This is a genomic window from Psychrobacter sp. P2G3, assembly GCF_001593285.1.
Lineage (GTDB): Bacteria > Pseudomonadota > Gammaproteobacteria > Pseudomonadales > Moraxellaceae > Psychrobacter.
Window position 1 is genome coordinate 2,176,608 of record NZ_CP012529.1, and the last position, 13,209, is coordinate 2,189,816.

A 13,209-nucleotide genomic window follows, 5' to 3' on the forward strand; every position below is an offset into this window, starting at 1 on the left:
TCAGTAAGCTCATTCTTATTACAAACTTTACGCATTAAAAATAATGATAAAAGTCTGATACATTAGATAAGTAGCACCATAAAATATTATTATAAGTTCATACTAGAAAACTTATAAGTAAGGAACTTATGTATACAGAACCATGAATACTACATTACAATTAGTGCTGCTTTATATATGGACGTACCTCTACACAAGGAAGAACACATGACAGGGATTGAGTTTTATACCAATGGTCATATCATTAGCGAAGCTGACAGTATGCGCCAAAAGCTCGGCGCGTTGGCCAAGCAGTACTCTGCAACATCGGCTATTATCGTTACGGATGCTGGCATCACTCAGCTAGGCTATGTCGATATTGCTCAGCAATCGTTGCAAGAAGCTGGCATACAAGTAGTTGTCTTCGATGCCGTTGTAGCCGACCCGCCTGTTCAAGTCGTCAATGACGCTATCAAAATTGCTAGAGACAACAAGTGTAATCTGGTTATTGGTTTAGGTGGTGGAAGCTCTATCGATACTGCAAAAATTGTCGCTTTATATCCAAACGACTTTGAATCGGTAAATGATATTTTGGATAAAGATGTTAGTGGTTTTAACAAGCTACCTCTGTTTGCGATACCGACCACCGCTGGTACTGGTGCAGAATCCACCTTTGTATCAGTCATCACGGCAAAAGATGGCAGCAAGAAAGCGATTTATACCCCAAAAATCCTACCCGATGTTGCCATTTTAGATGCGACGCTGACCCTTAAGCTACCTCGCCACATTACTGCTGCAACAGCACTTGATGCCATGGTGCATTGTGTTGAAGCTTATACCAGCCGTACGAAAAAAAACCCCATCTCAGACGCATTAGCGCTTAAAGGCTTGCAGATGCTCTGGAGTAATTTCGAAAAAGTATTAAATCAAGGCGATGATATCGATGCCCGGGCCGATATGCTACTAGGCTCCACGCTGGCTGGTATAGCTTTCGTCAATTCTTCCGTAGCCGCTGTACATGGACTCTCCTACCCACTTAGTATCAACTTTCATATTCCACATGGACATGCCAATGCTCTTGTCATGTGCGGCGTCTTTACCTTTAACTTATCAGCAGCAGCACCTCTGTATGCAGAGCTGGCTCGTGCCGTCATGCCTGCTCAAATATCTGGTATGAATGATTTCGACGCGGCCAGCCAGTTCATCAATCAATTGCGAGGTTTTTTAGAGATGAGCGGCCTTAAATACCGTTTGAGTGAATTAGATATTACAGACCAAGATATCCCTGCTTTAGCGGACATAGTGACGAATACTTATGCCAGACTGATTGCGACCAATCCTAAGGATATGACGTTAGATGAAGTTACAACGATATATAAGGAGATACTCTAAAAGAAAAACTGTCATTATTTAAAATAATTGTACTGATTTATCAAGGAAGATAACCACTAATCAAGGGAAATAATTATGTCGAAATATGAGTTAGACGTTGTCGTTGATGACTTTCATTATTTAGAAGGCCCTCGCTGGTATAAAAACGCTTTATGGTTCGTCGATTTTTATACGCAAGGGGTTTACCGCGTTAATGAGCAAGGCGTGGCAGAAAAAATCGTCCATATTGAACAGCAACCTTCTGGTTTAGGTTGGTTGCCTGACGGTCGTATGTTAGTAGTATCGATGAAAGATCGTAAAGTCTTACGCTTAGAAGACAATGGCGAATTAGTCGTGCACGCTGACATTTGGGAGCATTGCGGTGGACATGCTAACGATATGGTGGTCGCCCCCAATGGCAATGCTTACGTCGGTAATTTTGGCTTTGACTTGATGGGTGGCGCTGATCATGAACATGCAGGACTGGTACTAGTTAGACCGGATGGCAGCTCACAAGTCGTTGCAGAAGGGCTGTCTTTTCCCAATGGCATGGTGATATCAGCTGATGAAAAGACCTTAATCGTCAACGAGCTATTTGGCAATAAAATCTCACAATTCGATATCAATGCAGATGGGACACTTGGCGAAAAACGTGACTTTGCAAGCTTTGGCGAATTGGGTGATGAACCAAACCTTGGTGTGCGCATAGGAAACGCCAAAATTCTACCAGATGGCCTTGCATTAGATAGCGAGGGCGCTGTTTGGATTGCAGATACTTTGAACCAGCGTGCTGTGCGTATTAGCGAGGGCGGTGAAATCTTAGAAACTGTAGATACTGCACCTGATGGCATTTTTGCTGTTGCCCTTGGTGGACAAGATGGCAAAACACTGTTTATGTGTGCTGCACCTGACTGGGATGAGGCATCACGTAAAGCTGAGACCAAAGGTCGTATGCTATCTACGCAAGTCAAAGTTGGTCATGCTGGTACGCCATAATATCGAATAAATTTTATCTAGAAATGTAAGAATCATAGTATCTCTTAGCTTTTGACAATCCTTATGTACCACAAATGCAGCGACGTAATGGCGCTGCATTTCTACGTCTATCCTTTAACAAACCTAATGCCATACTTAGACATAAAACTAGCCTGATAGTATTTTGTTTCTAATTAACTGTTTTTAAATCAGTAATAACCGTATTTATACCATCGACTTTATCATTATTTATTGCTACAGTAATTTTTCGTTGTTGGTTCATAACAGCACTTAGCACAGATACTTTATGACCTCAAACTTGTTTTAAATTTGACCTATTTTTCTACTACTGTTTTAGTACTTACTGATATTCGAGACCTTTTATGATGTTAAAAAAGCAATATGCTATCCTACTGCCTATATTAGTAGCAGCTGGTTGTGCCACTCAGCCGACAATGCAGCAATCGAGCAAACCTGTGCGTCAGGGCAACGTTAAGGTGACTCAGACTCAAACTATCAAAGTAAAACCTGCCCCTGTCATTATTCAACAACAGACTGTCATCACGCCCAAACCTAGCTATCGCAGTTTTTCAGATTGGAAGTCGGACTTCTCTATGCGTGCTATGTCTGCCGGATATAGCTCATCCGATGTCCAGCGCTTACTTAGCTCGGCCTACTTAAACGAGCAAGTTATTTCACTTGATTCAGGTCAGCCTGAGTTTTCTAAAATGCCATGGGAGTATGCAGACTCTGCGGCGTCAGATGCTCGTATCGCAACTGGTAAACGTAAATTTGCAGAGCAGCGCTCGTATTTATCAAGTTTAGAATCCCAATATGGTGTTGATGCAGAGATAATTGCCGCAATTTGGGGTATGGAATCATCTTACGGAGCGGTCACTGGCAACAGCTATCTACCAAGCGCACTTGCAAGTCTTGCCTATGATGGGCGCCGCCAAGAGTTTGCTGAAACTCAATTACTGTCACTCATGCAGCTATTACAACGTGGCGATGTATCTTGGTCTCAGCTTGAAGGCTCTTGGGCAGGTGGTATGGGACAGACGCAGTTCATCCCTGATACTTGGGTAAAACATGGTGTCGATGGCGACAGTAATGGTCATCGCAATCCGTGGTCAACAGCCGACGCGTTGGCATCAACTGCCAACTATCTAAGCAACTCAGGCTGGGTACGTGGGCTAGCGCCATTCTACGAAGTAACCTTGCCAGCATCTTTTGATTACTCTACGGTCAGCACCAAGCAGCCCGCTGCTAGATGGGCAGCCCTTGGTCTTGATACCATTGATGATGTAAATTTAGATGCGAACACACAGATGGAGCTTTGGCTACCTGCTGGCAAAGATGGCCCAGCGCTACTGCTTAGCCCTAACTTTGATGTAATAAAAGTCTATAACAACTCATCAAACTATGCATTGGGCGTCAGCTTATTAGGTAATGCAATCGTTGGAAAAAGTGGTCTACGCAAGTCATGGCCGCGTTATGAGCGTCCGCTATCGACCTCACAAGTGACCCGTTTGCAACAGCGCTTAACCAGTGCAGGCTACGATACCAAAGGCACTGATGGGATTATCGGTACCAATACTCGTAAGGCATTTCAGAGCTGGCAGGCTAACAATGGACAAACGCCAGATGGCTTTATCAGTCAAAGTAGCGCCTCATCATTGACTAGCTGGTGAAGTTATGGCTTGTATATTTTATCTTTGATATATATCTGATAACTATATGCCTGATACAGATATACCTGTTGCCTATACTAAATTGAATAAAGCTCAACGAAGTAACAGTTTTCTATATTGAATGATTAATATGAAAAATTAGTATAAGCAAAGATAGTTTGTCTAAAAAGAAAGATAGTTAAAGAAGAAATGGGCAGCGCACATTAATTGTCGCTTGCCCCTTTTTTTAAAATATTTACACCAGTAGCTGCTAGAATTATGAGAAAGTTATTTTATAATAATATATTAGGAATCTCCCCCACAAATGCTAGTCTAACTATGTTATTACTTCCTAGTAATCCAAAAAACATGTTCAGAATAATACTATCTCTAAATTTTCGTATATGAAAGATAGTATATTTATTTTCGCTAAATAAAGATACCTGTAAAAACAGGTTGATTAGAAAATATTTTACGCAAACAACTTCAATTATACGATGATATATAAATATTACTGGTTACGGAAATAAGTTAATAATAGAAACTATAAATATGGAGGCATTTATTCTATTTACCAAATAACCTCATCTATTTCTTAATTAAAGCAAAGAAATCATCAGTACCAACTCATACCCTTAATAATCATCTCAGTTATATCTCCTTAGCTCAATGGCTACTAAATATTTATAACCCTGCATCTTCTTGTGTAAGCGCAACTATCTTAATAGGTACAGCGTAAGTCCATGGTGCGCCGCTTGTACAAATAAACTTACCATTTTCAAAGTACATAATACGGGCTGTAAAGTCGTTGTTTTCGTGATCCGTAATAGCACGCTCATCACTTTCGTCATCGACCGCACACCATATATTTTGGTGGCCATTTTTCAGCATTGCTCGGGTTAGGTCGCTACCTTTTAACTGATTATTCATTTTAAACTCCTCAGTCATTAGTTATATTGAAAGTTTAGAATATTTAGTACATCATAGTATTTTAAAGATTTTATCTTTCGTACTTTTAGTTAAAAAAATATGTCTATACAACTATCATATGCTAAAAAATCTAGACGGTAACATCTACAGATTAATTAAATGGTTTCCATGTTTTCTTTAGATAAACTAAATACGTAAAATTAGTAAGTGCTTATCCAAAAGATATGAATTAGATTAATCATTACTTAACTTAACAAACTAATAGTGCTGTCGGCTACCACTTATTTTTTTATTGTCATAAGTGGTACGAATGTACTCTTAAGTGGTAAAAAAAATAAAGCAAATGCTGATTTTACATCCCAATAAAAATTATAAGCGTTAATGAATGGTGATATATTCAAAATCAGGTTTATACATCCAAAATACTTGATATATAAGCTAATACTATATTTTTATAAGTTTGATACTCTCCCCACATCTAGCAAGTATTGCTCAAAAATATCCGTAAACTCAGGTAAAATAGAGCTTATGACAGCTTTTACCTCACCTGCCCCTCGTAAGATTATTCATCTCGATATGGATGCCTTTTATGCCAGCGTTGAACAACGGGATTTTCCACAATATCGTGGTAAGCCTTTGGTCGTTGGTGGAGATCCTAGTGGACGTGGCGTAGTAGCCGCTGCCAGCTATGAGGTGCGTCAGTTTGGAGTGCGCTCTGCGATGTCCTGTTATGAGGCACGCAAACGTTGTCCAGATGTAATATTCGTACGACCGCGTTTTGATGTATATCGTGCTGTCAGCACCCAGATTCGTACTATTATGTATAGCTTAACACCGCGTGTTGAGCCGCTATCTTTAGATGAAGCTTATCTGGATGTTACGGGTCTACAAGTGCATAAAGGTTCAGCGACATTGATGGCTAACTGGTTGAGGGCACAGATACTAGAGCAAACAGGGCTAACAGCGTCAGCAGGCGTTTCGTTCAATAAGATGTTGGCAAAGATTGCCTCTGATATCCATAAACCTAACGGTACCGCCATTATCACACCCGATGACGCAGAAGCGTTTATTAGTACGCTACCTATAGAGCGCTTTCATGGAATTGGTAAGGCAACAGCCAAACGCTTACACGCAATGGGCGTAAGTAATGGAGCTGATCTTCGAAAGGTATCTTCAGTTACATTGGTTAATGAGTTCGGCAAGCGTGGGCAGTTCTATCATGATATTGCCCACGGTCGTGATGAGCGACCAGTGAAATCTGAGCGTCAGCATAAATCGGTCGGTTCAGAAACTACCTTTAGGGATAACTTGAGTGACAACGAACAATTACGCGCACAAATTTATGAGCAAAACGCTGATGCATTCAGACAAATGAACAATAAGCAGCTTATTGCTTATACCATTACACTCAAGATAAAATATGCTGACTTTACGCAAATAACGCGTTCATATACCTTATCTACTGTGTTTATAAATGCAGAGTCTGCACATTATTGGTTAGATAAGCTGTTTTTAGATATACCGCGTACACTGCCTATCAGACTTGTAGGTGTAACCTATTCATCTTTAATGCCTGCAACCCAGATCCTGCCGCAGCTTAATCTATTCGATTAAGACTTATGATTCGTTTCTATTAATTCGTTTCTGTATTTGAACTTTAATGCAAAGCAGTAATCAATATAAGATTGCTTAGGCTATTTTTATAGTAGGCATAATAGTTAAAAGCCATTAGGAATTTTTCACGCTATTATCCCGTTTCTGCTAAACTTATGCCAAAATTTTTAATTGCCTTCATCATGCATTATGAGTAACTTCAGTTTTAAAACTGCCAATCCTAATATAGACAACGATACCAATATGAATGATATTAAACACGACGATGCCCCACTGACTTATCTAAGCGTTGCTGATTATGATTATGAGCTACCTGACGAGTTAATCGCCCGCTATCCCTTGGCCCAACGCTCAGACTCTAAGCTGCTTTATCTGCCAGCTATAGATCACAAAGAACAACCAAGTCAGCCTCAAGACCACTTGTTTACGGCATTGCCATCCTTGCTCAGTGCCGGTGATCTTATTGTCTTTAATGATACTAAGGTAATGAAAGCGCGACTATTCGGTAAAAAAGACACTGGAGGGCGCGTTGAAGTACTGATTGAGCGTTTGGTAGATAGCTCAGGATTAAAAGACAATGTTGATATAAACAATGAAACATTAGCCATGTATTCAAACATCGCATTGGGTCATGTTAAAGCTAGTAAAGCGCCAAAGCTTGGACAACGCTTATGGCTAGCTGACGAGCGTATGAGCTGTGAGATGATTGGTCGTCAAGACAACTTATTTATCTTAGCCTTCGATGCCCCTGTTTTGCCTGATTTAGAGCTTTATGGTGAGTTGCCAATACCACCCTATTTTGATCGCCATGCCGATGCGACTGACAATACTCGTTATCAAACGATATTTCATGATCCAGCCAAACTTGCCAGCGTTGCTGCTCCTACAGCCAGTCTACATTTTGATGAAACTGTGCTGTCAGCTTTGGCTAATAAAGGTATTAATACAGCCTTTGTCACTTTGCATGTTGGTGCTGGCACATTTGCGCCAGTTAAGACAGAAAACCTGCTCAATCATACTATGCACAGCGAATATGCACACCTACCACAAGCGACCGCAGATTTGATTAATCAAACCCATGCAAAGGGTAATAAGGTTATCGCTGTTGGCACGACTGTTGCACGTGTTCTAGAGACCGCTTATCAAAAAACGGCAAATAATGGCCAATCTGTTGCCACTTGGTCAGGAGATACGGACATATTTATATATCCTGGTTTTAAATTTGGCGTTATTGATCGCTTGATAACCAATTTCCATTTACCCAAATCTACCTTACTAATGCTTGTATCCGCATTTGCAGGTAAAGCAGCTATTGAACAGGCTTATCAACACGCAATTAGCCATCAGTACCGCTTTTTTAGCTATGGGGATGCCATGTTGTTGGATAAAAAAGCTTTTTAATAAATTTAAGTATCACTCATCTCTTGGTGATGTTGGTAATGAACACTACGAAACAAATGGTAAACTGAATATTATTTTGCTAAAAACACGGATAGCTATTACACCATTATAAAGAGTACTGTTATTAGTTATTCTCATAAGACACTATAAAAGGGCTGCGCATGTCTTGGCATTTACCTCATCGATTGACCAATATTCATCACGCGGTGTCAATAACACTACTTTGTTCTGTGAGCTCTGTAGTGTTGCTACCTGTTGCACAAGCAGCCACTATGGGTAAAACAATTATTACCTCTGCCCAGCACGAACCTTTGACTGCAAGTATTACAGTAACTGACATTAATGCTAAGGATTTTGCCGCCAGTCTTGCAAGTCCTGTCGTTTATCAACAGATGGGGCTAACCCCAACAGCATCAATGGCAGTAAGGTTTGTAGCAACTTCTGCCACTACTGGTCAACTGCTTATTAATACCTCACAACCGGTATCAATGCCATTTGCAGATGTAGTACTGGCAATAAATGACAATGGTCAGCGCAATGTAGTACCTAAGACTTTACTTATGCCACTTGGTAACAATGTTCCGATTAAGCAGCCTAATCGAGTTATGTCAGGTACAAAAAAACCGAATCTACCAGTAGTGTCAAACTCTAACTCCAAACCGTTAACTGTTAGACGCGGCGCACCGCCACCGCTATTTACGTCACCGAGTATGCAAGCATCGGTATCGACGCCATCGTTGCCAGAAACCAATTCGCTTCAAACATCTAACGTTAAGACATTACCAGTTATGAGTGCTGTCAATGTACCAACCTTACCAGGGTCTCAAACTTCAAACACAGCGATTGCAAACGCCAATGTTTCGCAGGTGACGAAAGCAACAGACTTCTCTAACAATAGCTTAAATGGCAATAGCTCAAACAGTAGCAGTACTTTGAGAGATACAAACTTAATAGCAAATAATAGTAACGTTGGAAAAGCAGATAAAATAGATCATTTGAACATAAATAACTTAGAAGACGCTGCTGCTCCCAATATTAGTTCTACCAATAATAATAACAGTGGACCAAAAAATAGCGTGTTAAGCAATAATGTGCCAACAGGTGATGCTATTGGCGCTACCGGCAATATAAATAAACAGGTCGATATTTTAAATATCCAAGTGACTCGGCAGATTCAGCTGAAAGAAGACGCTATCAATAATGAAGCAAGTCAACCAATACCATTTGCAAGCAATATTGAAGCTAAAAGCATGCCATCCAAAGCTTCGCTGCCATCTTCTGCCAATGCTACCTCAAACGATAACAATAATGATAATGATAATGCTGGTATGTCAGTTGCAGCTCCGATGTCAGGTAATACAAGCCCAGCAATGACTAGTTATACTGTACAACGTAATGACAACCTTTGGATCATCTCTCAGCAGATTGCACAGCAAAACAACCTCGATGTACCAACTGTCATGAAACAAATTAAAGCGCAAAATCCTGACGCTTTTATTGCACAAGATGCTGACTTACTAAAGGCAAATGCTGAGCTTAGTCTGCCCAGCTATGACACAGTGCCTTCACAGCAGAGCCTACAAACTGCCATTGCAGCTCAAAGACAATATTATCTGCAGACTAACCCATCTACAACGAAGAAAACTCATGAGAAAAAACCAACAGCAGTAGAATCTGCTAGCAACGCAAAAGCCATAGCCTCTAAGAGAACACCGTCAGAATCAAAAACAGCATCTGAACGTTCGGATAAGCCCTCTCAAGTTGCTACCAAAACTTTACCAAAGGCACGTTTTTCTGTTGTTGCACCTGGTCGCGACGGTAGTGCCGATGGCACTCAAACTAAAGCGGCTGCTGCAACTGGCAATGGCTTAAGCACAGATATCTTGGCTACACTCAAATCGGCGCGTCAGCATACCGCTGAGCAAGCTAAACGAGTAGCAGCGGCCAATAGTACCCTTGGTAGCTATGCTAAAAAATTACAACTACAAAACCAAAAACTGGCTGAGCTTGAAGCTCGACTCAAAAAATTACGCAATCAATAATTGCCTAGCTGCTCAGCATCAATTGCTGTAAACAGTGCTCGTAGGCTTGGGAGTATTTATGGATAGTATGCTATATATCATTATAGGTCTGGTGGTCGTTTTATTGGTAGCGGTACTCGTGCTACGCAAAAATAAGGCTCAAAAATCGACTACTCAGAACTCGAAAGAAACTGATAAAAATTTAGCTGCTCATGCATCAACGTCAAAACTAAAAACAGCATCTACAGGCTCTAATCAAAACTCTGCTCAGCAAAATGCTACTAAATTTGATCCTTTAGCTGTTGCCCAACGTTTTATGGATCAACAGCGTTATGATAAAGCGATTGAGAGTATAGAAAGAGGATTAATAGAAAAACCTCAAGATTCTAAATTATTACTCAAGCTGCTAAACATCTACGCTATCACTAATCAACATGACGATTTCACTAAAACATATAACGTTATCAAGTTGTCTGATGATGCGACAGCTATAAATGATGCAGATCAACTTAAAGCGTTATTAGATCAAGAGCAAACACAAAACAAACCAGTAGAACCTCAAGCTGGTGAAGCTGGCAATGAAGCGGCGTTTGAAAGTCTTGATTTTGACTTGTCTACGCCACAGACAGTTACAGATATCAAGCCTGCTTCGAGTACAGACCGTCTTGAAGCACTCAGTGAGCCTGTAGTGTTACAACAAGAGACTTTTGATGATAACTCTAATTCTGAAGATAGTTTTGATCTCACATTGGATGATTTAGCAACAGAAAATGTAGAAGTTAACAACTTAGAATCTACAACTAGCGACGATAATGATTTTGACATAACTAAAGAGACAAACGACGCAAAAACGCCCGCAGAACCTATTACTATTGATGATGTTAGTAAAAATAAGAATATAAACGTCGATGACGATTTTATGCTTGATTTCGATTTAATGTCAGATGATAGCAACATATCAGAATTAAACTTTGTTGATGATGTGCAAGCACAAGATAGTCAGTCACAACATATCAGCTCAGATGATGATTTTGTTTTAGAACTTGATGACTTGGTTGAAGAGACAAACAGTACTGATTTTTTAGAGAATAGCGCTCAAACTAATAGCGAAGATTTTGCACTGCTTTTAGAAAGTGAAGATAGCCCATTGGCTGAAAACAGTACGCTTAGTATGGATACGCTGGACATTCAAGAAAGTACTAGCGACAATGCCATTGTACTTGATAACGATAACGTACTAGAGAACGATGTTGAAGATACGTTGGCACAACTTGACACAACGACTGTCAAAGATGAGTTTTCTATTAGCGATGACACACAACCTGCAGCAGTCAATGAAGTGTCGGAAATAGACATTGATACAACTACACTTTTCTTAGATGATGAAGTCTCTACTACTGAAACTTTGAAGAATGAAACGCATGATGACAAAGTACTCAATAATCAAAGCATAGAAGATAGTTTAGCAATAGATGACGAGTTTGATTTTGATTCAGTCGTAAACTCACCGTCTGTTAGCATGCCAGTAGAGAGTGAAAACAATGTAAGCCTTGTTGATGACAATGCAAATATCCATACACTTGTATCTCAAGAGATTGATTTTGCAGCTCAATTTGCCACAGACTTTGATTTTGTAAATACCTTGGACAGTAATCAAGTAACACTGGATTTAGCTGGTCAGTATTTACAGCTGGGTGAGTACGATAGTGCCAAACGCTTACTTAACGAAGTCATTACTCAAGGTAACAGTGAACAGCAGAATCAAGCACAAGAGATGCTGGCGCGTACAGCTTAAGATATAGCTAGGGCCAGTAATTTTAGCTTTATAATTCATTCATATTAATAGGGCTACAGTACTGCTGGAATAAATTTTTGAAGTCTCTGTATTACTTCGCACATAGCAAGCAAGTAAAATTTATACCAGCCCGAGACCATCCCAGCATGACATTGTTATAAGTGTGCTCTTTTTATTTTGAATTGACTATACTATCAATTTTTTAAACCATCATATTGTTTATCACCAAGCATCTTATGAAAATAGGATGCTTGTTTCTATTTTACGGTTTATCATTTATATTACCCCTAATGTTATTCTTATTACTTAACCTTAATGCGGTAATCTCATGCCATCATCTTCAACCTTATCAAATCGATCATCTAATACTATTCAGCTTATTTACGCTGGTGGTACTTTTGGTAGTTACGGGCGCCCATTAGCTCCTTTAGATGCCGATATCTTCCTGCCTGCTTTACAAGAGCTACTTACTGAGCACAATCAAACAAATCAGTTGCCAGAAGTCTCGTGGTTAGATAATAAGCTGATTAAAGACAGTAGCCAGCTAACCTCAAACGACTTTGTGCATTTCTATGAGCTGTTATTAGATGCCTATGCACAAGGTCAACGTCAGTTTGTACTAATCACAGGTACAGATACTTTAAGTTATCTTGGCGCGTTTCTAGCGGAGGCATTTGCAGGCACGGATATGTGTTTGGTGGTCACTGGTAGTATGCGCCCATTGTTAGATAGCGATGTATTACAGACCTATACGGTAGATGCAAATAGTGATGCATGGAATAATCTCAGCGAGTCTTTACGTCTAGCTGCTGCTGGAGAGTCTGGCGTTAAGATAAGCTTTGGCGGTGAGTCATGGCCCGCACAAACAGTACAAAAAATTCATAGTCATGATTTTATGGCTTTTACCGGTCATACTCGTGCTGGCTACCCAAATAACAGTTATATAAAGCAGCTACCAGACACGCGCCGTCAACATTGGCTTGATGACCAAATAGCTGTTAAGAATGATATTCAAACCCGTGCAGAACAAGCGAATATCCATGCGATATATTGTCTGCCTAATATTCCTGATATCTTGAGTACGCAGCTAGAAGCGCTATTGACCCAGCCACCATGCGGGATAATATTATTAGGTTTCGGCGCTGGCAATGTTCCTCACTCCAAAGATTTAGCCGAAGCATTGCAACGTGCGTACGAACATGGTCATATGGTGGTATGCGCTAGCCAATGTCCATTTGGCGGGGTCAGCGACAGTTATGCTGCGGGTAGTTGGCAATATGATTACCATGTCATTGCTGGTGGGCGCTTAACCATTCCTGCTATCTATGCGCGATTGTTATGGCTATTGCTACGCTATGACACACCTGCACGAAGAAGACAACGCTGGACATATACTGTCAATCAGTCAGGAACAGCAATAAGAAAAAATCGTTGAACAATATTACCAAGTAAA

Annotated in this window: 9 protein-coding genes; 8 read left to right on the forward strand and 1 reads right to left on the reverse strand. The window is 40.3% G+C overall.

Features of this window, described 5'->3' with window-relative positions; translation table 11 throughout:
- The first annotated feature begins 207 nt into the window (after positions 1–207).
- The 3 genes from AK823_RS08795 to AK823_RS08805 all read left to right on the forward strand — a co-directional run bounded on the left by AK823_RS08795 (position 208) and on the right by AK823_RS08805 (position 4,016).
- Positions 208–1,371 (forward strand): iron-containing alcohol dehydrogenase, encoded by a 1,164-nt coding sequence (locus tag AK823_RS08795; protein ID WP_068328290.1) that lies wholly within the window; start codon positions 208–210, stop codon positions 1,369–1,371.
- Between the two features lie 75 nt (positions 1,372–1,446).
- Entirely contained in the window at positions 1,447–2,346 is a 900-nt protein-coding gene (locus AK823_RS08800) for an SMP-30/gluconolactonase/LRE family protein (RefSeq protein WP_068328293.1), read from the forward strand.
- A 362-nt stretch (positions 2,347–2,708) separates the two neighbouring features.
- Positions 2,709–4,016, forward strand: a complete 1,308-nt coding sequence (locus AK823_RS08805; RefSeq protein ID WP_068328296.1) for a lytic murein transglycosylase — start codon at positions 2,709–2,711, stop codon at positions 4,014–4,016.
- 663 nt (positions 4,017–4,679) lie between these two features.
- Here AK823_RS08805 and AK823_RS08810 read toward each other — a convergent pair.
- Entirely contained in the window at positions 4,680–4,925 is a 246-nt protein-coding gene (locus AK823_RS08810; RefSeq protein WP_082785684.1) for a hypothetical protein, read from the reverse strand.
- A gap of 528 nt (positions 4,926–5,453) precedes the next feature.
- On the opposite strand from AK823_RS08810, the gene dinB reads away from it, so the two are divergent.
- The 5 genes from dinB to AK823_RS08835 all read left to right on the forward strand — a co-directional run bounded on the left by dinB (position 5,454) and on the right by AK823_RS08835 (position 13,191).
- Entirely contained in the window at positions 5,454–6,539 is a 1,086-nt protein-coding gene (gene dinB, locus AK823_RS08815) for a DNA polymerase IV (RefSeq protein ID WP_068328299.1), read from the forward strand.
- 243 nt (positions 6,540–6,782) lie between these two features.
- Positions 6,783–7,940 (forward strand): tRNA preQ1(34) S-adenosylmethionine ribosyltransferase-isomerase QueA, encoded by a 1,158-nt coding sequence (gene queA, locus AK823_RS08820; RefSeq protein ID WP_068328301.1) that lies wholly within the window; start codon positions 6,783–6,785, stop codon positions 7,938–7,940.
- Positions 7,941–8,101: 161 nt separating this feature from the next.
- A complete protein-coding gene (locus AK823_RS08825) occupies positions 8,102–9,982 on the forward strand; it encodes a hypothetical protein (protein ID WP_082785686.1) in 1,881 nt (626 codons plus the stop codon).
- Between the two features lie 58 nt (positions 9,983–10,040).
- Complete coding sequence (locus AK823_RS08830) at positions 10,041–11,756, forward strand: FimV/HubP family polar landmark protein (protein ID WP_068328305.1); 1,716 nt, start codon at positions 10,041–10,043, stop codon at positions 11,754–11,756.
- Between the two features lie 328 nt (positions 11,757–12,084).
- The gene (locus tag AK823_RS08835) at positions 12,085–13,191 is read left to right on the forward strand and encodes an asparaginase (protein ID WP_068328307.1); all 1,107 of its coding nucleotides are present in this window, start codon (positions 12,085–12,087) and stop codon (positions 13,189–13,191) included.
- Positions 13,192–13,209 lie beyond the last annotated feature (18 nt).